Source organism: Chitinophaga horti, from assembly GCF_022867795.2.
Taxonomy (GTDB): Bacteria; Bacteroidota; Bacteroidia; order Chitinophagales; family Chitinophagaceae; genus Chitinophaga; species Chitinophaga horti.
The window spans coordinates 5,108,777-5,130,741 of record NZ_CP107006.1 but is presented as its reverse complement, the minus strand read 5'-3'; the positions used below and the strand labels follow the sequence as shown (position 1 = coordinate 5,130,741).

The window sequence follows — 21,965 nt, the reverse complement described above, 5'->3', positions numbered from 1 at the left end:
AGATGCAATCAAAATACTGGCTGATACTGTTTGCTGCTTTCCTCTTTGCCTGCAAGGAAGAAACGCTGGAGCCGCTGAACGAAGGCGGCGATGCGCCACAACTGGTGAGCGATGTGAAAGCAGTTGGCTTCGCGGGTAAGGTGGAACTTACGTACGCGCTTCCCAAAGATCCGAACCTCTTTTACGTGAAGGCGGAATATGAAATTCGCCCGGGTAAAAAGATGGAGGCGATCGCTACTTACTACAATAATACCCTCACGCTCGAAGGCTTTGGTGATACGACTGAACGTACCGTGAAGCTTTATTCCGTGAGCAGATCGGAGGTGAAATCTGCACCGGTAGCCGTAAAAGTAAAACCGCTGCAGCCGCCGGTGAAAAAGACGTTTGCGTCGCTTCACTTCGATGCGGACTTTGGCGGCATCTCTGTATCGTTCCTGAACGAGGATTCCGCAAACGTGGTAATTGGTGTACTCACGAAAGACAGTCTGGGTGCGGTAGTACCTGCAGATATGTATTACACCAGCCAGAAGAAAGGCACCTTTTCCGCCCGCGGATTTGATGCGAAGCCCCGCTGGTTTGGTGTATATGTACGCGATCGCTGGACGAACCTCTCCGATACGTCATGGAAACAGCTGACGCCCATGCACGAACAGATGCTGAACAAGAGCCTCTTCAGGGCAATGAAATTGGCAGGTGATGCGAACCTGCACGGTAATATGCAAATGAGTACGCTGTGGAACAATGTGATTACCGGGGGTAGTGCTACCCTGCTATCTTGGTTGCGTACCGCCAACGGATCGGGTGTGCCGCACATGATCACCTTCGACCTGGGCGTAAAGGCGAAACTGAGCCGCTTCCAGTTTATTCCGCGTGGTGCGATCGACGAACAGAACCTGCTCTATGCTGCCGGCGATCCACGCCTGTTCGAAATATGGGGTACCAACGAACCCTCTGCTGATGGCAGCCTTACCAGTTGGACGAAATTGTCTGACTGCGAAGTAATTAAACCATCGGGTTTGCCGATCGGCACGCAGAGCAATGATGATATACTGGCTGCGCAGGCCGGACGTGAATTTAAGATGCCGCTGGACATTCCGGCCGTCAGGTACATCCGCCTGAGAATATTGCAAACCTGGGGTAACTCAGATTACATGTGGATGGCCGAAGCTACCCTGTACGGTGAAATACAATAGTTCATCTATCTAAAAAGAAACAATGAAAGCCTTTACATATCTCGCACTGGCATTGATGGCAACTGCTATCGCCTGCGAAAAAACAGACGAAAAGTATAAGGACTTTGCACCCGGCGGAGAGATCATCTACGCCGGTAAGGCAGACTCTCTCAAAGTATATCCCGGCCGCGAGCGGGTGCAGCTTACCTGGCTGCTCACCACCGACGCTACCATTACCAAAGCACGCGTGTACTGGAACCGTCGCAAAGATTCGACCGACGTTTTAGTGAAACGCACCAATGGCGTAGATACCATCCGCCTTATGCTGGATAATATGGTGGAAGGTCCGTACACGTTTACGGTATACAACTACAATAGCCGCGGTGACATATCCATCAAAACAGAAATTAACGGCGATGTATACGGCGATTTTTATGAAAGTACGTTGCTGAACCGCCTGGTAAAAAGTAAGGCGAAAATAAACAACACCTTAAAACTCGACTGGCTGGATGCCGATCCCCGGGCGGTGGGCGTGCGGTTGTACTATAAAAATCCGGACGGTACCGATAATACCCGGTTTGTGCCGACCACGGAAAAGACTACACTGTTAGATGTAATACCCTTGAATAATACCCTCGAATATCATACTTTGTATAAGCCATCGCCCGCGGCCATCGACACGTTTACGGCCGTGCGGGCTACTGTTAACTTTTAACGCTGATACAAAGTGCAACGAAGAAGTTTTTATCCACGTCATTGCTGAGCGCGGCTGCGCTTACCCTGCCGTTGCCCGAAGTGCAGGCGCGGCCGCCCGCAGGTGCGGAAGTGATCAATGCCGGCGTCGGTGGTAATAACACCGCCGATCTGCTCAAACGCATGCAAAAGGACTGCCTGGACCACCGGCCTTCGCTTACTGTGCTGATGTGCGGTACCAACGACATGAACAGCATGAAGTACATCCCGCTGCCGCAATACAGGCAGAACATGGCCAGCATTATCGAGGCGATCAAGGCCACGAAAAGTAAAGTGGTGCTGATGACTATCCTGCCTTATATCGAAGACTACCTGTTCACCCGCCACAAGAAGGAACACTATGGTGCTGAAGGCCCGGCCGCGCGTCGCGCCGCGGTGAACGATACCATTCGCGGGCTGGCGAAGCAATACAAAACTTCGCTGCTCGACCTGGGGCATATCTTCGATCGGGTAGGCAACATCGGGAAAGATAAAAGCAGCCTGATAATGAACGAGGCCAACAGCAACAAAACCGATGGTGTACACCCTACGGCGGATGGCTACCGGCTGATCGGCGTATCGGTTTATGATTATATCACCTATCATCAACTACCCACTTCCAAAATTGTTTGCTTTGGTGATAGTATTACAAACGGCGGCGGCGGTGTAGAAGGCACCAGTTACCCGGCTAACCTTAAAAGACTTTTAGCATGAGAAGATTTGTAGCAGCGTTCCTGTGTTTGGGCATTACCGCGCAGGCGAACGCACAGGACCATAAGGCGGATATCATTGTGTATGGCGGTTCCTCTGCTGGCGTAATTGCCGCGTATACCGCGAAGATGCAGGGTAAGAGCGTATTACTCATCGAACCCGGTAAACACCTGGGCGGCCTCAGTTCCGGTGGCTTGGGTTATACTGATATCGGTAACAAGTATGCCGTGCGCGGCCTGGGGCTCGACTTCTATCGGAGATTAGGAAAAGTGTACGGTAAACTGGAGCAATGGATATTTGAACCACATACGGCGGAAGCAGTTTTTAATGATTACATCAAGCGGGGTAAAGTACCTGTATGGTACGGGCATCGCATCCTGAAAGCAGATAAAGTAAATGGCACAATTAAAAGTATTACGGTAGAAGATGCAAGCGGCGCGAACAAAGTCATTGCCGGTAAAGTATTTATCGACTGCACCTACGAAGGCGATCTGATGGCCCGTGCAGGCGTATCCTACACCGTAGGCCGCGAAGCCAACAGCGAGTACGGCGAAACGTTTAACGGTGTACAACTGATGGATGGTCACCAGATACCCGATCACGTCGATCCTTACAAAGTACTCGGTGACAGCACCAGCGGCCTGTTATGGGGCATTAGCCCGGAGCCGTTGGCGGCTACTGGCTCGGGTGATAAAAAAGTGCAGGCGTACAATTATCGCATCTGTCTTACCACTGATCCTGCCAACCGTATTCCCATTACACAACCTGCTAACTACGACGCTTCGCGTTACGACCTGCTGGCCAGGCTGATCGTAGCACAACCGAAGCGCCGTAACATCAACGACTACTTCATCATCAGCGGCATGCCGAATAAAAAAACGGACATCAACAACCGCAATGGTTTTAGCACCGATATGATCGGTATGAACTACGACTACCCGGAAGCTGATTACGCCAAACGCGCCGAGATCATCAAAGCACATGAAGATTATACAAAAGGTCTCCTGTACTTCTTCACCAGTGATGAACGCGTGCCGGAAAGTATGCGGAAAGACATGAGCCGTTTCGGGTATCCGAAAGATGAATACACCGATAACGGTGGCTGGTCGCCGCAACTCTACATCCGCGAAGCCCGCCGTATGCGTGGCGCGTACGTGATGAAGCAGGATAACTGCGTAGGCAAAGAACCCGTAACCGATGGCGTAGGCATGGCCGCTTATACAATGGACTCGCACAACACGCAGCGCATCGTCATCACCAAAAATGGAAAGAAGATGGTGAAGAACGAAGGCAATGTGGAAGAAGGTGGTTTCCCTCCTTACCCTATTTCTTATCGCTCGCTGGTGCCACAACAACAGGAGTGTAGCAACCTGCTCGTTCCGGTATGCCTCTCCGCCACACACATCGCTTACGGCTCTATCCGTATGGAACCCGTTTTCATGTGCCTGGCCCAGGCATCTACACTCGCCGCCTGCCAGTCCATCGACCGTAAAATTCCCGTACAGCAGGTAGATGCCGCCGCTATCCGCCGCAGCATCGAACAAAACCCGCTGTCCGACGGTTCCCGGGCTGATATTTTTATTGATAACAAAGACAATGTCAAAGTGTCGGGCGACTGGACCTCCGCGCATCCCTACGGCGCTTACGGCCCGGACATCCTGTTGAATACGACCGGTAAAGGCAGCGTGAAGTTCATCCCTAATGTGCCTAAAGCCGGCGACTATAAAGTATTCATCTACTATCCCAAAATGGATAAAAGCGCCAGCATGACGAACTACATCGTGAATGGTAAAGCCGGCCTTAAAAAGGGCGCGATCGATCGTAGTGCGGTGCGCGTGGAAGGACAAACGTCCGGTGAGTGGGTAGAGGTAGGTGCGTTTGCTTTCGCGAAAGGACAAAGTAATTATATCGAGATCACTGCGGATGGTGCGGATGGCGGTGTGGCTGCGGATGCGGTGTTGATGGTGCCGAAGTGATATACATTCTCCACAAACTCCACAAAACAAGAATGGCCGGTGTCACCACCGGCCATTCTTATATCTATCAAAACATCTATTTAAACGCGTTCCACCCCTGTGCCGTAATCGCATGTTGATTACCGCCACGGGTGATGATATGTACCCCCTTATCTGCCTCCTGCATATACCCGATCACACTGATCTCTTCAGATAAGGTCAGCTTATCGTAATCTTCCTGTTTAATGGTGAACAGCAGCTCGTAATCTTCGCCGCCGCTCAGCGCACAGGCGGTCGGATCCAAACCGAACTGCATGCCCATCATTTTGCTGTCGCTGTGAATGGGCAGCTTTTCTTCGTAGATCACCGCGCCCAGGCCGCTCTGTTTGCAGATGTGCAGTAACTCCGAGCTGAGGCCGTCGCTTACGTCCATCATGGCGGTAGGTGTTACTTCTTTTTCTGCAAGGTATTGGATGATGTCGAGACGCGCTTCCGGCTTCAGCTGGCGGCCGATAATGTACGTCTGGTTCTCCAGGTCGGGCTGCACCTTCGGGTTTTCGAGGAAGATTTTTTCTCTCTTTCCAGGATCGTGAGGCCGAGGTAGGCGGCACCGAGGTCGCCGGTTACGCAAACCAGGTCGCCTTTTTGGGCGGTGGAGCGTTTCACGAACTTGTCCGGCGCAACTTCACCTACCGCTGTAACGCTGATGAAGAAACCTTTCTGCGAGGAGCTAGTATCGCCACCCACCAGGTCTACTTTGTAACGCTCGCACGCAGCATACACGCCTTCGTAAAACTCGTCCAGCGCTTCCAGGGAAAAGCGGTTGGAGAAGGCGATGCTTACCGTAACGTGGGTAGGGGTGGCATTCATGGCGCAGATGTCGGAGAGATTTACCACCACCGATTTATAACCCAGGTGTTTCAGCGGCGTATACATCAGGTCGAAGTGAATGTTTTCTACCAGTACATCCGTGCTGATCACCGTTTGTTTGCCGAAGTGGTCGATCACAGCGGCGTCGTCGCCCACCCCGAGGATGGTGCTGGCGTTGTGAATTTCTATGTTGCGGGTGAGGTGGTCTATGAGGCCAAACTCGCCCAGCGATTCTATTTCAGTTCTTTCTTCCATGGTCAGTGTGGTCGCAACTTTTGCTGCGGCCGGCAGTTGGTGTATGTTAAAACGGTGTTACCCGTTGTTGATCACGTTCAGCAGTTCCGCATGGATGTGGCCGTTAGTGGCTAACACCTTGCGCTGGCTCGATCTGTAAGGTTTGCCTTCGAAGTCGGTCACTTTTCCACCCGCCTCCTGTACAATGAGCGCACCCGCAGCACTGTCCCACGAATTGAGGTTGTGCTCCCAGAACCCGTCGAATCGTCCGGCTGCTACCCAGCACAGGTCGATGGCGGCGGAGCCCAGGCGGCGTACCGGCAGACCTTGTTTCACAAAACGTTCAAACACCTGCATGGGGTCGTTTGGCATTTCTTCCCAGTTATAAGGGAAACCCGTTACCAGGCAGGCTTTCGACATATCGGTTTTCTTCGATACAGATATCTTCTGGTCGTTCAGTGTCGCCCCAAAACCTTTCTGGGCGAAAAAGAACTCGTTGATGATCGGGTTGTATACCGCGCCCAGTATCATTTCACCGTCTTGTTCCACACCAATAGACACGCAACAGAGCGGGATGTTGTGCGCAAAGTTCACCGTTCCGTCAATCGGGTCGATGATCCATTTGATGGTGGAATCGGAGTAGATCTCACCCGTTTCCTCGCTCAGGATGTAATGGTCGGGGTAATCTTCGCGGATAGCCGCCAGGATGGCTGCTTCTGCTTTTTTGTCGGCCTCGGTCACCAGATCGTTGGCCGTACTTTTGCTGGAAATTTCGAACGTACCGTTAAAATATTCCTTTAAAACTTTTGCACCGGCTTGTGTAGCTTTGAGTAACGTTGCTTTTAACATGCAGCAAAGGTAATGGGATTTTGGAAAAATCCTGCCTCGCGGCTTATTACGAAAAGGTCATTGCCAGAGGTGATAAATGGTATAAATTTGCATTTCAAACATAAGAGGAAAGTTAATGGCCATTATTGGTAATCTAATATCACGTTCACTCAGAATACGCAAGCAGTTCACCTTTAAACTGGGAACTCCCCGCCAGTACCAGATGCAGACCCTTCACCGACTGATGGAGAAAGCCAAGCACACACAGTTCGGTGAACACTACCGTTTCCAGGACATCCTGGACAGCCCGAACTGGGTAGCCCAGTACCGTGGCCGCATACCCGTACACAACTACAATAAGATGCATGCCGAATGGTGGCATAAGTGCCTCGAAGGCGTTCCCAACGTAAGCTGGCCCGAAAAGATCAAATATTTCGCCCTCAGCTCCGGTACGTCCGAATCGGCCAGTAAACATATCCCCGTAACCCGGGCCATGCTCAAAACGGTGAAAAAGGTAGGTGTGAAGCAGCTGTATTCCATGGCTAACTTCAATGTACCTCCCAAATCCTTCGAAAAAGGTATTCTCATGCTCGGCGGTACTACCTCCCTGTTCGAGAAAGGCGACTACTACGAAGGCGATATGAGCGGCATCCAGGCTAAAAACATCCCTAAGTGGTTCCGCAGGTTCTACAAACCCGGCGGTAAGATCTCCAAGAAACCAAATTGGGAACAACGTATCAAACTCATCGTACGCAACGCCCCCAAGTGGGATGTGGGTACGGTGTGCGGCGTACCGGCCTGGGTACAGATCGTACTCGAAGAAATTATCAAGTATCATAACGTAAAACACATACACGAGATCTGGCCGAACCTCGCCATCTATATCCATGGCGGCGTGTCTTTCGAGCCTTATCGCGACAGCTTCCAGAAACTGCTCGGCAAGCCGATCACGTTCATCGAAACGTATATGGCCTCCGAGGGTTCCTTCGGTTTCCAGGCGCGCCCGGGTACCAAAGGCATTAAACTGGTGCTGAACGCTGGTATCTTCTACGAATTTATCCCCTTCAACGAGGAAAACTTCGATGCAGACGGTGAGGTAAAACCTAACCCGAAATCCTATATGGTGCACGAGGTGGTGGAAGACCAGGAATATGCGGTGATGCTCAGCACCTGTGCGGGCGCGTGGCGGTATATCATCGGCGACGTGGTGAAGTTCACTTCCGTAAAGGAACACGAAATCGTGATCGTGGGCCGCACCAAACAGTTCCTCAGCCTTTGCGGCGAACATATGAGCGTCGATAACATGAACAAGGCGATCGATACAGTGCAGAAAAAGATGGGCATCACCATCCGCGAGTTCACCGTAGCAGGCTTTAGCTACGAAAACCTGTTCGCACACCGCTGGTATATTGGTACTGACGCTGCCGATGCCGATCCCGCGAAGATCCGGGAGATCATCGATCAGACGCTCAGCGAAGTAAACGACGATTACGCGGTGGAAAGAACTGCCGCGCTGAAAGAAATATTTGTGGAAATCATGCCGAACGATGTCTTCATCGACTATCTGCGCTATAAAGGCAAGGAGGGCGCGATGAACAAATTCCCCCGGGTACTTAAAGGCGATAAGCTGAAGGACTGGGAAAAGTTCGTGGACGGTGTGAAACATAAAATGTAAAACTGCGGCTTATTCCACATGCTTACAGCCATCATTCAGGGTTTAGGATTAGGGCTGGTGTTATCGGTGTCTGTAGGACCGGTCATCTTTGCCATCATCAAATACAGTATCAACAACGGTTTTAAAGCCGGTATCAGCTTCGCCCTGGGCGTAAGTATGAGCGACATTGTGTTTGTTGCCGCCGGCAATATCGCCACCTCCTTTATTACCGGGCTGGAAGCATACAACCGTTACATCGGCATCGGCGGCGGCATTTTACTCGTAGGCATGGGCCTCTACGGCCTCCTGTTCAAAAAAGTAAAGATCGTTACCGGCGACGAGCGCCCTGAAATGTTCCGTACCAGCGACTACGCCAAAATCTGGACTGCCGGGTTCCTCATGAATACCCTCAACCCCGGCGTTATCCTGTTCTGGCTGCCCATCTGCATCGCCAACACTGCCACGCCCGTTGGCCACCGCTGGGTCATGTATACCGTGGCCCTCGCCATGGTACTCTCTTTCGATATCCTCAAGGTCTTTGTGGCCGACAAAATTCGCCATAAACTCACGCTTACCACTGTGCTGTGGCTCAACCGCGTCTCCGGCGTGTGTATGATCATTTTCGGCCTGGCCCTCCTGTACAAGGTGGCGTTCGATGTGAGCCTGGCAACGCACTAGGCCGCCGGCGGCTGGTCCTTTACTCAGCCGCCGTTGTGTCACTCCCTTCAGCTTTCTCTTACCGCCCCGGCAGTTTATTCACCGCCATTTTCCATCTCCTTGTAATACTCACTCAGCATTGCACGAAATAGTGAAATGCCATACGGTAACTTCAACCGCAGCCGCGCAGCCTCCCGTTGCTCCAGGTCGGCATAACGCAGCTTCACCACGCCGGAGGCCTCTTTAAAGTTAAGCTGGTTGGCTTCCTGCTTAGGGGTGGCCTTCTTTTCCCGCTTCTTCACCTTCTTACACATCACCACCTTGTTCCCGTAGTTTTTAATCGTCATCAGGTCGCCTATCGACCCTGATAGTGCCATCAATAAAAGATTGGTAGAAACTGCCATAACGTGTTTTAGTTTATTCGGAAATGATTGCTGGATCCTTCGGGGAACCTTGCTGCATACAACGTATATCCTTCGTTGATTGTTCGTTAATAGTAGGTTAATGCATCGTATCTATACGAACCTTATACGAAGGATATACGAACCATATACGAAGGATGAACGAAGGATGCGGCAAGGATGGTTGAACGATGTTCGTAGAATCTGCGGGCGATGGAGATGCGAAATCGCGGCAAAAGGAGCGTTGAGTAAAATGGTTTGCTAGAAAGCCCAAAGGGGCTGTATCAAAAGTAGCTTTGACCCGTTTTTATTCGGGCACCTGATGGAGAGATTTTTCGTTTATGCGTTTCTCATGGCCATCAAACTACTTTTGAGACAGCCCCTTCTATAAGGATGTCGCAATGGCTTGCTATTACGCAAAAAGACCGGCCAGTTGGCCGGTCTCTTCTATAAGAATATCTTAAAGACTATTTGATCGTCCAGGTTTCGTTGCCTGCGAGCAATTTGTCGAGGTCGCCGTTGCCGCGTTTAGCGAAGGCTTCTTCGAGCTGGGCACCCATGATGTCCTCATACGTCGGACGGAAGGCCTGGTAAAACACGCCGAACGGACGTGGCAGGTGGCCTTCGATACGCGGATCGTCGAACATGCGGGTGAGTATCTGGGCCTTGTAGAAGTCGTGTTCGTCGTGAATCCACAGGTCGGCGGCGGTGTGAACGCCGTCGTTCAGGTCTACTACCACCGGACGGAGGCCATCGAGTTTAATACCCTTGTCTTTGGCGGCGCCGAAAATCAGGGGCTGACCCTGTTCTACGAAGATGGTCTCCTGCGGTTTGCTGCCTTTTTCGGTGAAGATCTCGAATGCACCATCGTTAAAGATGTTACAGTTCTGGTAAATTTCCAGGAAGGAAGCGCCCTTGTGTGCATGGCTGCGTTTCAGCAGTTCCTGCAGGTGTTTGGGATCGCGGTCCATACTGCGGGCTATAAAGGTTGCATCCGCACCCAGGGCAAGCGCCAGCGGGTTAAACGGATGGTCGATACTGCCGAACGGGGTCGACTTGGTTACCTTATTGGTTTCCGAAGTGGGAGAGTACTGGCCTTTCGTTAAACCGTAAATCTGGTTGTTAAACAGCATTACGTTTACGTCGAAGTTGCGGCGCAGCAGGTGTATAGTGTGGTTGCCACCGATAGACAGGCCGTCGCCGTCGCCGGTAACGATCCAAACGCTCAGTTCGGGGCGGGCAGCTTTCAATCCGGAGGCGATCGCTGTAGCGCGACCGTGGATCGAGTGCATGCCGTAAGTATTCATGTAGTAGGGGAAACGGGAAGAACAGCCGATACCGGAAACAATCACAATGTTCTCCTTAGGAATACCCAGTCCGGGCATAATGGTCTGAACCTGTTTTAATATGGAATAGTCCCCGCAGCCCGGGCACCAGCGTACTTCCTGGTCCGTAGCAAAATCCTTGGCCGTTAACGGTTGCGGAGTGACAGTTGCTGTTGACATTTTATCTTGTTTATGAATAGATTTGAAACAAAGTTACTAATTCCCGCGTCACAATCGGAAGCAGTGCATAGCAGATATACCCGTTATTACAGGCGATAATTGAGATGGTCGTAAGAAGTGAGGCTCGTAGCCCCGGAAAAAGATGACAAATATAGTGCTGCTGCCTGGTTATCGCAATACTTTAGTTGGCGCCCTGTAACTCCTCCCAATACTCCGCTGCACGCCTGGTGTGGGGTATAACGATGGTACCACCCACTATATTGGCTACTGCAAAGATCTCGTACATCTCTTCTGTAGTTACGCCCTGCTCATGCGCTTTGCCAAGGTGATATTTGATACAGTCGTCGCATCGCAATACCATCGAAGCTACCAGCCCGAGCATTTCCTTTACTTTAGTGCTTAACGCGCCTTCTGCATAGGTGTTTGTGTCCAGGTTGAAGAGGCGGTTAATCACTTTATTCTGCTTGCCGAGTATTACCTCGTTCATTTTCTCCCGATAGTCATTGAATTCCTTCACCAACTCGCTCATAAAGATGATTTTTCGCGCGTAAATTAATCAAAAACCGGCTCAATCACCGGAATACGCAAATATACTATTAATCTACTAGAATGGTAGGATTTAGTTAGCCGCTTTCATTGCTATAGTGCGCCACTGCGGAGGCCGGGCGATTATTTTATCGCCCCTGCCAGGAAGTCCTTGATGCCCAACACGATCTTGGCCGCCATCTGCTTCCGGAAGCCAGGGTCCAGCACCAGCGCCTCGTCAGACGGGTTACTCAGGAACAGGGTTTCCACGAGCACGTTGGGGTATTCGGTAGGCACGTTTAAAGCAAAGTTAAAATTGCCCACATTCCCGTATTCCTTCAATCCGAGCTCCAGCATCCGCTTATAAATAGCCAGGCTCAACGGCCGGAAGCCGATGTGTTTGTAAAAGGTACTGGTACCGCTGATGTCGATCGGGTTGCCTGCCGAATTCAGGTGTATGCTCACCAACAGGTCCGGGTCCTTGGCGCGGTTAGAGGTAATGCGATAGGTATTGTCCACATAGGAATCGGTCATACGCGTCATGATCACTTTCGCCCCTTCGTCCACCAGCTGGTCCTGCAACTCGCGGGCGATCAGTAAGGTCAGGTCTTTTTCGGTGGCGCCCGTAGGCCCCATTGCACCGGGATTACTGCCGCCATGCCCAGCATCCACCGTAATGGTTAAACCTTTGATGGAAGGTGTGGCGGGCTGGCGCTTCACGCGTACCACCAGGTTGTTGCCGTTGTAATACACGTTATACCCCCAATGCTGCGCGTGTACCAGGTCGATCGTCACCCGGAAAATATCGTCGGACACCTGCTCGTAATAGGCGTTTTTAATCTCCTTCACGCTTTGCAGCTGCGATATCCAGTTGGTATTGGCGGTGGCACCAAATATGTCTAATACAATACGGGCGGGATTAATTTCCTGCTTCGTACGGTACGGCAGTTTGGCGGAGAGGCCTACGCTCACATAGTCGTACTTGTCATCCCCCCAAACCCGCCAGCTGCTGGTCAGGGAGGTGGGCGGAAAAGTACCCGGCGGCATCAACGCCGTTTGACCGGACGGAATATAGGCCGTTACGTTGTTGGCCAGTTGTACGCGGTAATCGCCGCCCACCTTACCGGTTACGTTCAGCAACACGGCGGTGTCCAGGATAGTCATACGCGCGCCACCCAGGCGATCCTCTCCCAGCCCGAACTCCAGGTACGGCATGCTGCCCACGGTTTTTACCACCAGCGGGATGGAAGATGCCATGGAGAACGTGCTGCCGGTAATACGGCTGGTTTCCTGGTTGTCTTTACGAAGCGTAACCCGCAACCCGGTGCCGGTAATGAGCGGATCGTTCGGTTTCACGATGTAGGTGCCCTGGTAAGTGCCGGGCATTGCCTGCGGCTGCTCGTACAGCAACGTTTCGCCTACTTTGGCGATACATCCCGGCAAAGCTTTTACCCGCAGGCGGATGGCATCGCCCGATTGCAACACCAGGTTGCCTTCGGGATAGGTAGTAATGTCGGTGATATTGAACGTGCTGACCGGCAACGGTGTTTCCGGTACGTTATAGTTGAAGTTGATCGTCTTTTCCACGCTCTTCCCTTCGGTGCTGGTGGCCTTTAACCGGTAGGTATTGAGGCCGGGCGAAAGATTTACGGGCAGCGCAAAGGCGCCGGTGCCGTATACGATGGCCATGGTATCGTTCAATGTAAGGCTGCAACCTTTGCAAGTGCTGCCTACGAGGTATTGGCGGGCAGTAGTGACGGCGTTTTGCTCCCTGCCGGGTTGCGTCATCCGTATAAAAGCCTGCGCACTGGCCTGCGCGGCGGAAAAGGCGAGTAACAGCAGGCAACCTGTCGTTTTCATCATGTGCATGTCGTTCTAGGAGGTCTAAAAATAACCGGGTGCGCTGTGTTTTACAATGATTAATACTTGAGCGGGAACTAGTTATGAAATAGCGAAGCGTTGCGCCAAATACCTGCGCAACGCTTCTTCTTTGTATTGTTGTTGACCAGTTAGAAGGCGTACTTATTGTCTGCCAGCAGTTTATCCGCTATGCGGCGGCGGGCTTCTTTTGTGTTGAACGGTTCTGCTTTGGTAAAGCGTTTTATGCCCAGCAGCATCATTCTTTGCTCATCCCCTTCTGCAAAACCATTAATCGCATCTTTGCCGGATTTATGAATGCGTTCTGCCGCATCGTACAGGTAGGTGCGTACCATATCGGTTTGCAGGGCAACAGCATCCGCGCCTTTCTGCTCCTGCAGTTTGATGAGGCGTAACAGGGCACTTTCGGCCACGAAGGTCTCGATGGCCATATCCGCAATGTTCATCAGTATTTCCTGTTCGCTCTCCAGTTTCATGGCGAGCTTTTGCGCAGCAGCGCCCGCGGCCAGCAGAATCGCTTTCTTAAAGCTGCCGATCAGTTTCAGTTCTTTGGCAAAGGCGCTTTCGTCGTCGCTGCCGAAGTCGGGAATGCTCATCAGCTCCTTCATCACGTTCATGGCCGGCGTCATCAGGTCGATCTTGCCTTTCATGGCGCGCTTCAGGGTCATGTCGAGTGTGAGCAGGCGATTGATTTCGTTGGTGCCTTCGAATATACGGTTGATGCGGCTATCGCGGTACGCTTTTGAAATCACATACTCGTCGCTGAAGCCGTTACCTCCATGAATCTGCACACCTTCGTCCACCACGAAGTCGAGCACCTCTGAGCCGTTTACTTTCAGCATGGCGCACTCCACGGCATATTCCTCCGCAGCGCCAAGCAGTGCCTCGTTAAAGGGTTTGCCTGCTTCCAGTAGTTCATGCTCTTTCTGGTCGATGAGTTGCGCTGTACGATACAATGCGGCCTCACATGCCCAGGTGCGGATGGCCATTTCTCCCAGTTTGTGCTTGATGGCGCCGAAGTTGGCGATCGGTTGCTTGAACTGTTCGCGGGTAGCCGCGTATTGTACGGAGATGGAGATGCTTTGTTTGGTACCACCCAGTGCGGCGGCGCAGAGTTTCAGGCGGCCGATATTCAGGATGTTAAATGCGATGAGGTGGCCCTTACCGATTTCGCCGAGTACATTTTCCACGGGCACCTGTGCGTCCTGGAAATAAATCTGGCGGGTAGAGGAGCCTTTAATGCCCATCTTATGTTCTTCAGCACCCAGCGTAAAGCCCGGCGTATCTTTATCAACAATAAAACCGGTAAATTTATCACCGTCGATTTTGGCAAACACGGTAAACACGTCCGCGAAACCGGAATTGGTGATCCAGCATTTTTGTCCGTTCAGGAGGTAGTATTTACCGTCGGCCGATAGCTTTGCGGTGGTTTTGGCGCTCAGGGCGTCGGAGCCGGAGTTGGGCTCCGTAAGTGCGTAGGCGCCTTTCATTTCGCCGCTGGCCAGTTTGGGAATGTATTTTTGTTTTTGTGCGTCGGTACCAAAGTATAGGATGGGTAAGGAGCCGATGCCGGTATGGGCAGCCATGGCTACCGAAAACGAATGGCCGGCACCCAGTGCTTCGTTGATGAGGGTGGCGGTAACAAAATCTTTGCCCAGTCCACCCAGTTCCTCCGGAAAGGCTGCGCCTAATAGTCCTTGTTCGCCGGCTTTATCGAGCAACGATGGCATCAGGCCTTCTTCCAGTTTATCGAGGCGGTCGAGTACAGGTGTAACTTCTTTAGCCACAAACTGTTCGGCCATCTCTTTGATCATCTGTTGTTCTTCCGAAAAATCTTCTGGGATAAAAACGTCCTGTGGAATGCTTTCTTTAACAATAAATTCGGCGCCTTTTAAAGCTGCTTTGTTGGTAACCGCGGTATCCATCGTGCTTAATTTTTGTCTTCTTCTAATTTACTTAGATTGTACCAAATGGCAAAAGTTGTTTAAAATTGCGATCTCATTTTAACAATGTCTTCATTTTTCATACCATACGGACACAGTAAGTTTCATGCGGTTACCTACGGCAACGGCCCGGAGCTGCTTATCTGTCTGCATGGTTTTGGCGAAAATGCCGCCCATTTCGAATGCCTGCAAAGCAGCCTGGGCGATCAGTTTACCCTGCTTGCGCTCAACATGCCTTTTCATGGCGAAACGGTGTGGCAGGAGCAGCGCACGTTCGAAAAAGAGGATCTTATCAACATCTTCCAAAAAATATTACAACACCAGGGCAAACAAAAATTCTCTTTACTGGGTTATAGTATGGGTGGACGACTTGCGTTATGCATCATAGAAAGGATGGCCGGACAAATTAACCACCTGGTACTGATCGCGCCGGACGGGCTCAAAAACAATCCCTGGCACATGTTTGTGACGCAAACGCGCTGGGGCAACCGAATCTTTAAGCACACCACTTATCATCCTGCATTTTTCTTCCGCCTGCTCACCCTCACGAACAGATTGGGGATGATCAATCAAAGTGTGTACAAATTTGCTTTTCACAGTATGGATAAACTGGAGAAGCGGGAACTGGTGTATACCGTATGGACGGCATTGCGAAGAATGATGCCTTCCAGAAAGAGATGTAAGGTACTGCTCGCGAAACATCATATTCCCACGTTAATGATGTTCGGGAAATACGACCGGGTTATACCGCCCGTGTTAGGCTACCGGTTTTCCGACGGCACCTTCCCCTGCAAAATCATAGTTTTAAACAAAGGACACCAGTTACTATCTGAAACGCTGGGCGCCATAATAAAAAATAATATTTCGACTGAATGATGAACGCGCTACTCATCACCATACTGGCCCTGGCAGTGTTGTACGGTGTTTTAATGCTCACTTACTTTTACGGCTGGAAACAGCTCGCCATATTTAATCCGCAGGCACACACCACTCCCGGCACCACGAAAGTATCCGTGATCATCCCCGCGCGTGATGAAGCCGGGAACCTGCCGCCATTGCTGGATGCGCTTACACGGCAAACCTATCCCGCCCATCTTTTTGAAGTCATTGTCATAGATGATTTTTCAGAAGACGGCACGGCGGATGTCGTATTAAATTTCCCCGCAACAAACGTAAAACTATTGCGGCTTTCCGATCATCTCGATAAAGCGCAACGCCTCAACTCTTACAAAAAGAAAGCGATTGAACTGGCCATCGAACAAGCCACCGGCGACCTGATCATGACCACCGATGCGGATTGTGTGATGGAAGAAAAGTGGATCGAAACGTTCGTGCGTTGTTACGAAACATCCCGCCCGAAGTTTATTGCCGCACCAGTTAGTTTCTATAAGGAGAATAACTTTTTCAAACATTGCCAGTCGCTCGATTTTATGACCATGCAGGGTATTACCGGGGCTATGGCCTACCTGAAGAGCGGTACCATGTGTAATGGCGCTAATCTCGCTTACGAGAAAAATGCCTTCTTTGAAGTAGGTGGTTTTATGGGGATTGATATGATTGCTTCGGGGGATGATATGCTGCTGATGTACAAAATCTATCACGCTTATCCCGATGGCGTCGTGTACATCAAAAGTAAAGAAGCGATCGTACGTACGTTACCGGTAGATGATTTTTCCGACTTCATGAACCAGCGCATCCGTTGGTCGTCGAAGGCCGATAAGTACGAGGACAAACGTATTACGCGTGTACTTGCATTGGTGTACTTCTGGAATGTGGCGCTCGTCGTACTGGCGGTGGCAGCCATTTTTAACCCGTTCCTGTGGTGGTGGTTATTGTGGCTGATGGCGTACAAAGTAGTGGTGGAGCTGCTGTTCCTTTCGCCGGTAGCGCGTTTCTTCGATAAACAATCTTTACTTCCCTCTTTCATTCCGGGGCAGCCGTTTCATATCCTGTATGTAATCGCAGCCGGCTGGCTGGGTAAGTTCGGTTCTTACAAATGGAAGGGACGGACCGTTAAATGATAGGCCGGCAGCTACGTTTTGTGCATCCGCAACCACCGGCCGTTTTTGGGGTTAGATCTTTTCTGAGAACGTCCATTTACCGGTAGCAGATTCGGTTACGTGCACCTGGTAACGGGCCGTGTCCGAAAAACTCCAGTCCATGTTAGCGCGCATCCATGCGCGCAGGATCGCCACATATCTTTCTAACTCCTGGTTGATGATTTCTGAGAAATAAGGGAGGTTGTTGGAGAGCGTGATGAACCTTTCTATTTCCGCATCGTGCATACGCGCTGTTTCATCCAGCGCCTCGGAGAGTGACAGGCCGCGTTCTTCCTTCAGTACCAGCACCAGGTTATGTACATCCCCATGACGTCTTTCTTTATCGAACGAGAAGATGTCGTTCGCCCAACACACTACGTTGTTGCAGGCGAGTGATAGTTGCTTCACCGTTTCGTGTGCGTACACGCGTTCGGGCAGGTAAATCTTTTCTACGATCTCGATCAGCTCAAGGTCGGCGAAAAGTGCGCCCGTGTAAGGACGTTTTTCGATGTAGTCTTTTACGGACGGGCTTTCGTGGCGAATGCGGTTGCCGGCCTCCCAGATGCAGGCGTCGAGGTAATCCTGCATACTTTGTACGAAGCGGCGTTGCCAGGACGGGGTGCTGATCTTTTTCATTCTCGACCACAGGTCGGCAAAGCTTTCGGTAAGTGCAGTCACTTCTTTTGGGGCGATTACCATGCGGTTGTCCAAAATGGCCATCACGGCGGAATGGATCATGTCGAGGAAATCCATTTTGCCGAACATGGACTCATCGTTTTTGTCGTCCAATAAGAAAAGCCAGGTGTTAAATTCTGCTGCAATAAATAGTTCTTTACGGCCTGCTGTGGGAAATGCTCTCGATGACAGGGCTGCAAACTTCGCTCTTCTGAAACGTTCCTTCGCCTTTTCGGTTTGTACCAATCCGAATTGCTGGACCCATTGCGTATCGTGCGCGTCGGCCTGGTCGGCAAAACGGTTGATGGCAGAGGGAAACGGGCAGTAGATCTGCGGTAATTGAATTACGGGCATAGCATTAATTTTAATGGTTAACGAATTAAAAATTGCACAAAAAGGTCATTGTCCCTTTTCGATATAAAAAGTGGGCATTGTGTCTTAAGCTTGTATGATTTACCAATGGCTAAAAGGCATGGCGGCCCTTTAGTTAAAGTGCATCATGTGTGATTTGTTAGATGGTTACTAAAGCTGGATCTGTGTCTTAAGCAATGCTGTTACATAGTGCTAACAGCATGGGCTGTGTCTCATGCTCTTTTAGTTGAAGCGTGTCATTATTGTCCTTTTTTTACAAATATGAAAACGGTGTCTTAAGCGCGTCTTTTTAACTGGTCACGATGATGCAATTGATGTTCTCTAAACTGGGCTGTGTCTGAATATTAATTTAGGCCATTTAGTGAGAATAACACATACAATTTTTGTGTGCCGCCCTAATGATACAGTGTGGTAAATCGGCTACTGCGCTATGTTTGCAGTGATGTTTATAAAATGCTTTACAGTCGCTTGACCGTATAGGCAACGCCGTTATTTGTTGATCTAATGTAAAAAGTTTTGACGGTCAGATAGATGCGTTTGCTATATCACACGAAAGTTCGTTTGGTCACAGCACCCGGGGCGCAGGAAGTCAAAAAATATGAAAGTTTGCGCTGCATTAAGTAAACTTGCAAACTATGTCCGCAACCACCTCTTTTTCGCAGCAGGCCTGGCGCAGGTTAAAACGCAACAAAGGCGCCATCGGCGGCCTGGTGGTTATCGGTTTGGCGATCCTCACCGGCATATTCGCCTACCTGCTCGCCCCCGACCATTCGCCGTACGCCAACGAAATGGTGCTGGAGGTAAGTGGTCAGAAGCCGGGGTTCAGTGTGCAGATGCTGGCCGTACCGAAGCAGCAGCCTGTCGCACGACGCGGTTTTTTTAGCCGGCTAACGAACGGGCAGGAATCTGCTTACGTCTTTGTGCCACTGCGCAGCTACCGCGTGGCTGGCGATACGGTGATCATTCAAAAGTATGTAGATGAAGCCACCACCGCCGAGGAGCGGTATATCACGGAGCCCCGCGTCATTACCCGCACTTACTGGCTGGGTACCGATAAGTTCGGCCGCGACATCCTTAGCCGGTTGCTGGTAGGCATTCGGGTAAGCCTGAGCGTAGGCAGTATCGCCGTATTGATATCGTTGTCTATCGGCATTTTGCTGGGCGCCGTAGCGGGGTATTTTCGCGGTGTAACCGACGAAGTGATCATGTGGCTGATCAACGTGATCTGGTCGGTACCTACCCTGTTGCTCGTATTTGCCATCACCCTGGCCCTGGGCAAAGGCTTCTGGCAAGTGTTTATCGCCGTGGGATTAACCATGTGGGTGAGCGTGGCGCGCATCATCCGCGGGCAGGTGCTCAGCATCCGCGAGCTGCAGTTCGTGGAGGCCACAAGGGCGTTGGGGTACAGTCATTTCCGCACTATTGTCCGCCACATCCTGCCTAATATCCTCGGCCCTGTAATGGTGGTGGCCGCCAGTAACTTCGCTACCGCCATCGTGGTGGAAGCCGGTTTAAGTTTCCTCGGCGTGGGCGTACAGCCGCCGCAGCCTTCCTGGGGGCTGATGATCAAAGAAAACTACAATTTTATCATTACCCATAACCCTTTGCTGGCCCTGGCCCCGGGCGTGGCAATAATGATATTGGTATTGGCGTTCAATCTGTTAGGTAACGGGCTGCGCGATGCCATGGACGTGAAAGGGAAAATAGCGTAGCTTGCAGCCGATTTAGTTTTTATTTATTAATAAATATTCTAATTTTAGAGTAATATACTAACTGAAAATATGCGACTTCAACCTTACCTTATTGCCGCACTTTGTGTGTTCACCCTGGCATTTACCGCTTGCAAAAAGTCCAGCAAAGGCGGCGGCGGTGGCGAGCCTCAGCCTAATGAAGAAGATCTGAAAGTTGAATTGGTAAATGTGGTACTGCCACCTACTACCAATCCGGCCCAGGCGGCAACGTTCCCCTTCCAGGTGAAAGTAACGAGTAAAATGCCCGCTAAGGGTGTGCGTATTGGCATGCAGGCGACCGTGAAATTCAGCAATACGCCGTTGACGCAGAACGATGCGATCGTAAGCAGCGCCGCTACCACCGAAACGAGTGTGATTAACCTGCCGAGCAAAAATGAAGTAACCGTTAAGGTGATCATTACTTCCGAATCGAAGCCCAGCAACAAAAAGGAAATCGAATTCGTCGTGTTCAACAAAAGTTAATACTTGCCGTATTTTGTATAGGAAGTCCCCCTGCCGGCTGGCGGGGGGATTTTTGTTTTTGGGGAGTAGGGGGCGTTGGCGGCACCTTCATTTTTCCTTAGGTTTGCAACCATTATGCGTATAATCATTCAGGCTTCCTGGTTACTGGTGGATAGTCCCGCCGATACCGGTCATGTGTATTGGGATTTCCTGTATGCCCTGTGCGGTCAGCACCCGGAGGTGCAATTCTTCCTGGTGGTAGACAGTGCATGGCAGAAGAAACTGCCTTTGCCGGCTAATGCTACCGTTGTGGAGAAGGTGGCCGGCACCGGTGCGATGGGGCAATGGTGGTGGCGAAACTATACCTGGCCTTCGCTGGTGAAAAAGTACGAGGCCGACCTTGCGCTGGTGATCGACGATGTGCTGCCCACCCGCGCCGGCGTTCCTACCTGGCTGGTGTTGATGCACCAGGCAGCTCCCCTCCGCTCAAAAGACGCCGAAAAATATATTGGTAACTACCGGGGCGTCATCACCCTCTCTAACTGGATGAAACAGCAGGTGCTGGACAAACATCCCGGGTTGGAAGACCGCGTGCATACCCTCGCTCCCGGGTCTATTTCGGCAATTCGCCCGGTTGAATGGGAGGAACGCGAGGAGTTTAAACGCGAGCTGACGGGCGGTGTGGAGTACTTCGCAGCAGTGGGCTCCTTTCATCCCGATAATAACATACTGCCCTTGCTAAAAGCCTTCTCCAAACTGAAAGGCCGCCTGCACAGTAACCTGAAGCTCGTCATCGCAGGCCGCGCTACCCGCGCAGGTGCACAGCTGGCAGATTCGCTGGCCAGCTATCGTTACCGCGACGATGTAGTGTGGGTAAAGGATGCGACCTCGCACCGGCTGGCCCGGTTGATCGCCTCGGCTTATGCCGTAGTGCACGTGGCTACGCAGGAGGGCGTGGCGCTGCCGGTACTGGCGGCCCAGGTGGCCCAGGTGCCCGTAGTGGCTTTGGCCGGCGGTACCGGTCAGGAAGCGGGGGGCGAAGCTGCGTTGTACGCCGAGACGGGTAACATCGACGAGCTGGCGGAGAAAATGGGTGCGCTTTACAAAGACGAGATGTTACGTAACCGGTTGCTGTCCCAAATTCCGCCAACGGCCGCAGAGGCAGGCTGGCAAAGGTTTTCAGCCGCCGTGTGGGAACTCATGTTGCCAGAAACGCCAGTGATCAACAATTAACGCTATTTTTGCCGTTCAAAATTACGACCAAGATGAGTAAAACTTCTACCATCCAGATACATGTTGGCTTGGATGATCAAAAAGTGCCAGAGAAAATTGAGTGGGATGCCACAGACAATACCGCCGAACGAATGAATAAAGCCAAAGCGATGATGCTGGCTTTTTGGGACGGAGAAGAGAAAACCGCACTGCGCATCGACCTGTGGACCAAACAGATGATGGTAGACGAGATGGCGGACTTCTTTTTCCAGACGTTCATGACCATGGCCGACACCTTCCAGCGTGCCACGCCTTATCATGATATGAGCAACGACCTGCGCGCTTTCGCCCAGAGCTTCTATAAAAAGTTCGAGGAAAAACTGAAGGAGGAGGAAAAGCGATAGTAAAAA

21 protein-coding genes are annotated in these 21,965 nt (G+C 51.3%); 12 read left to right on the top strand and 9 right to left on the bottom strand.

Annotated elements, in window-relative coordinates:
* Positions 1-2: 2 nt before the first annotated feature.
* Genes MKQ68_RS20645 through MKQ68_RS20630 form a run of 4 tightly spaced genes read left to right on the top strand, consistent with a single transcriptional unit; the run spans position 3 to position 4,591 of the window.
* Positions 3-1,193, top strand: a complete 1,191-nt coding sequence (locus tag MKQ68_RS20645; RefSeq protein WP_264280749.1) for a DUF5000 domain-containing lipoprotein — start codon at positions 3-5, stop codon at positions 1,191-1,193.
* 22 nt (positions 1,194-1,215) lie between these two features.
* On the top strand, positions 1,216-1,887 hold the full coding sequence (locus MKQ68_RS20640; RefSeq protein WP_264280748.1) for a DUF4998 domain-containing protein: 672 nt from the start codon (positions 1,216-1,218) through the stop codon (positions 1,885-1,887).
* 41 nt (positions 1,888-1,928) lie between these two features.
* On the top strand, positions 1,929-2,618 hold the full coding sequence (locus MKQ68_RS20635) for an SGNH/GDSL hydrolase family protein (protein ID WP_264280747.1): 690 nt from the start codon (positions 1,929-1,931) through the stop codon (positions 2,616-2,618).
* On the top strand, positions 2,615-4,591 hold the full coding sequence (locus tag MKQ68_RS20630; protein ID WP_264280746.1) for an FAD-dependent oxidoreductase: 1,977 nt from the start codon (positions 2,615-2,617) through the stop codon (positions 4,589-4,591). The genes MKQ68_RS20635 and MKQ68_RS20630 overlap by 4 nt, the downstream gene beginning before the upstream one ends.
* Before the next feature lie 76 nt (positions 4,592-4,667).
* Here the strand turns inward: MKQ68_RS20630 and MKQ68_RS20625 are convergent, their stop codons facing one another.
* The 3 genes from MKQ68_RS20625 to MKQ68_RS20615 are packed head-to-tail and all read right to left on the bottom strand — an operon-like array spanning position 4,668 to position 6,523.
* On the bottom strand, positions 4,668-5,117 hold the full coding sequence (locus MKQ68_RS20625) for a thiamine-phosphate kinase (RefSeq protein ID WP_264280745.1): 450 nt from the start codon (positions 5,115-5,117) through the stop codon (positions 4,668-4,670).
* The gene (thiL, locus tag MKQ68_RS20620) at positions 5,069-5,695 is read right to left on the bottom strand and encodes a thiamine-phosphate kinase (RefSeq protein WP_264280744.1); all 627 of its coding nucleotides are present in this window, start codon (positions 5,693-5,695) and stop codon (positions 5,069-5,071) included. The genes MKQ68_RS20625 and thiL overlap by 49 nt, the downstream gene beginning before the upstream one ends.
* Before the next feature lie 57 nt (positions 5,696-5,752).
* Entirely contained in the window at positions 5,753-6,523 is a 771-nt protein-coding gene (locus MKQ68_RS20615; RefSeq protein ID WP_264280743.1) for an inositol monophosphatase family protein, read from the bottom strand.
* Between the two features lie 115 nt (positions 6,524-6,638).
* Between MKQ68_RS20615 and MKQ68_RS20610 the strand changes: the two genes are divergently transcribed.
* Entirely contained in the window at positions 6,639-8,177 is a 1,539-nt protein-coding gene (locus MKQ68_RS20610; RefSeq protein WP_490715593.1) for a GH3 family acyl-acid amido synthetase, read from the top strand.
* 18 nt (positions 8,178-8,195) lie between these two features.
* Positions 8,196-8,834, top strand: coding sequence for a LysE family translocator (locus MKQ68_RS20605; RefSeq protein WP_264280741.1), 639 nt, complete (start codon positions 8,196-8,198; stop codon positions 8,832-8,834).
* Positions 8,835-8,908: 74 nt separating this feature from the next.
* Here MKQ68_RS20605 and MKQ68_RS20600 read toward each other — a convergent pair whose 3' ends face one another.
* The 5 genes from MKQ68_RS20600 to MKQ68_RS20580 form a co-directional block, all read right to left on the bottom strand.
* Positions 8,909-9,217 carry a hypothetical protein gene (locus MKQ68_RS20600; RefSeq protein ID WP_264280740.1) on the bottom strand — a complete coding sequence of 103 codons (309 nt, stop codon included), beginning with the start codon at positions 9,215-9,217 and terminating at the stop codon, positions 8,909-8,911.
* A gap of 464 nt (positions 9,218-9,681) precedes the next feature.
* Complete coding sequence (locus MKQ68_RS20595) at positions 9,682-10,719, bottom strand: 2-oxoacid:ferredoxin oxidoreductase subunit beta (protein WP_264280739.1); 1,038 nt, start codon at positions 10,717-10,719, stop codon at positions 9,682-9,684.
* A 181-nt stretch (positions 10,720-10,900) separates the two neighbouring features.
* Positions 10,901-11,248 (bottom strand): carboxymuconolactone decarboxylase family protein, encoded by a 348-nt coding sequence (locus MKQ68_RS20590; RefSeq protein WP_248075271.1) that lies wholly within the window; start codon positions 11,246-11,248, stop codon positions 10,901-10,903.
* A gap of 140 nt (positions 11,249-11,388) precedes the next feature.
* A complete protein-coding gene (locus tag MKQ68_RS20585) occupies positions 11,389-13,107 on the bottom strand; it encodes an N-acetylmuramoyl-L-alanine amidase (protein ID WP_264280738.1) in 1,719 nt (572 codons plus the stop codon).
* A 146-nt stretch (positions 13,108-13,253) separates the two neighbouring features.
* A complete protein-coding gene (locus MKQ68_RS20580; RefSeq protein WP_264280737.1) occupies positions 13,254-15,047 on the bottom strand; it encodes an acyl-CoA dehydrogenase FadE in 1,794 nt (597 codons plus the stop codon).
* Positions 15,048-15,131: 84 nt separating this feature from the next.
* Here MKQ68_RS20580 and MKQ68_RS20575 point away from each other — a divergent pair, with 84 nt between their 5' ends.
* Complete coding sequence (locus tag MKQ68_RS20575) at positions 15,132-15,941, top strand: alpha/beta fold hydrolase (protein WP_264280736.1); 810 nt, start codon at positions 15,132-15,134, stop codon at positions 15,939-15,941.
* Positions 15,938-17,086, top strand: coding sequence for a glycosyltransferase (locus MKQ68_RS20570; RefSeq protein ID WP_264280735.1), 1,149 nt, complete (start codon positions 15,938-15,940; stop codon positions 17,084-17,086). Before MKQ68_RS20575 ends, MKQ68_RS20570 begins: the two co-directional genes overlap by 4 nt.
* Before the next feature lie 51 nt (positions 17,087-17,137).
* On the opposite strand, the gene MKQ68_RS20565 is transcribed toward MKQ68_RS20570, so the two are convergent.
* Positions 17,138-18,133 (bottom strand): terpene synthase family protein, encoded by a 996-nt coding sequence (locus MKQ68_RS20565; RefSeq protein ID WP_264280734.1) that lies wholly within the window; start codon positions 18,131-18,133, stop codon positions 17,138-17,140.
* Between the two features lie 653 nt (positions 18,134-18,786).
* Here MKQ68_RS20565 and MKQ68_RS20560 point away from each other — a divergent pair.
* The 4 genes from MKQ68_RS20560 (at position 18,787) to gldC (ending at position 21,959) form a co-directional block, all read left to right on the top strand.
* Complete coding sequence (locus tag MKQ68_RS20560; protein WP_244844964.1) at positions 18,787-19,863, top strand: ABC transporter permease; 1,077 nt, start codon at positions 18,787-18,789, stop codon at positions 19,861-19,863.
* Between the two features lie 69 nt (positions 19,864-19,932).
* Positions 19,933-20,364, top strand: a complete 432-nt coding sequence (locus MKQ68_RS20555; protein ID WP_264280733.1) for a hypothetical protein — start codon at positions 19,933-19,935, stop codon at positions 20,362-20,364.
* A gap of 114 nt (positions 20,365-20,478) precedes the next feature.
* Entirely contained in the window at positions 20,479-21,576 is a 1,098-nt protein-coding gene (locus MKQ68_RS20550) for a glycosyltransferase (protein WP_264280732.1), read from the top strand.
* Positions 21,577-21,608: 32 nt separating this feature from the next.
* Entirely contained in the window at positions 21,609-21,959 is a 351-nt protein-coding gene (gldC, locus tag MKQ68_RS20545; RefSeq protein WP_264280731.1) for a gliding motility protein GldC, read from the top strand.
* The last annotated feature ends 6 nt before the right edge of the window (positions 21,960-21,965 follow it).

Coding starts and splice junctions, on each gene's coding strand:
- MKQ68_RS20645 (WP_264280749.1), top strand. CDS start 3: ATGCAATCAAAATACTGGCTGATACTGTTTGCTGCTTTCCTCTTTGCC.
- MKQ68_RS20640 (WP_264280748.1), top strand. CDS start 1,216: ATGAAAGCCTTTACATATCTCGCACTGGCATTGATGGCAACTGCTATC.
- MKQ68_RS20630 (WP_264280746.1), top strand. CDS start 2,615: ATGAGAAGATTTGTAGCAGCGTTCCTGTGTTTGGGCATTACCGCGCAG.
- thiL (WP_264280744.1), bottom strand. CDS start 5,695: ATGGAAGAAAGAACTGAAATAGAATCGCTGGGCGAGTTTGGCCTCATA.
- MKQ68_RS20615 (WP_264280743.1), bottom strand. CDS start 6,523: ATGTTAAAAGCAACGTTACTCAAAGCTACACAAGCCGGTGCAAAAGTT.
- MKQ68_RS20610 (WP_490715593.1), top strand. CDS start 6,639: ATGGCCATTATTGGTAATCTAATATCACGTTCACTCAGAATACGCAAG.
- MKQ68_RS20605 (WP_264280741.1), top strand. CDS start 8,196: ATGCTTACAGCCATCATTCAGGGTTTAGGATTAGGGCTGGTGTTATCG.
- MKQ68_RS20600 (WP_264280740.1), bottom strand. CDS start 9,217: ATGGCAGTTTCTACCAATCTTTTATTGATGGCACTATCAGGGTCGATA.
- MKQ68_RS20595 (WP_264280739.1), bottom strand. CDS start 10,719: ATGTCAACAGCAACTGTCACTCCGCAACCGTTAACGGCCAAGGATTTT.
- MKQ68_RS20590 (WP_248075271.1), bottom strand. CDS start 11,248: ATGAGCGAGTTGGTGAAGGAATTCAATGACTATCGGGAGAAAATGAAC.
- MKQ68_RS20585 (WP_264280738.1), bottom strand. CDS start 13,107: ATGATGAAAACGACAGGTTGCCTGCTGTTACTCGCCTTTTCCGCCGCG.
- MKQ68_RS20580 (WP_264280737.1), bottom strand. CDS start 15,047: ATGGATACCGCGGTTACCAACAAAGCAGCTTTAAAAGGCGCCGAATTT.
- MKQ68_RS20575 (WP_264280736.1), top strand. CDS start 15,132: ATGTCTTCATTTTTCATACCATACGGACACAGTAAGTTTCATGCGGTT.
- MKQ68_RS20570 (WP_264280735.1), top strand. CDS start 15,938: ATGATGAACGCGCTACTCATCACCATACTGGCCCTGGCAGTGTTGTAC.
- MKQ68_RS20565 (WP_264280734.1), bottom strand. CDS start 18,133: ATGCCCGTAATTCAATTACCGCAGATCTACTGCCCGTTTCCCTCTGCC.
- MKQ68_RS20560 (WP_244844964.1), top strand. CDS start 18,787: ATGTCCGCAACCACCTCTTTTTCGCAGCAGGCCTGGCGCAGGTTAAAA.
- MKQ68_RS20555 (WP_264280733.1), top strand. CDS start 19,933: ATGCGACTTCAACCTTACCTTATTGCCGCACTTTGTGTGTTCACCCTG.
- MKQ68_RS20550 (WP_264280732.1), top strand. CDS start 20,479: ATGCGTATAATCATTCAGGCTTCCTGGTTACTGGTGGATAGTCCCGCC.
- gldC (WP_264280731.1), top strand. CDS start 21,609: ATGAGTAAAACTTCTACCATCCAGATACATGTTGGCTTGGATGATCAA.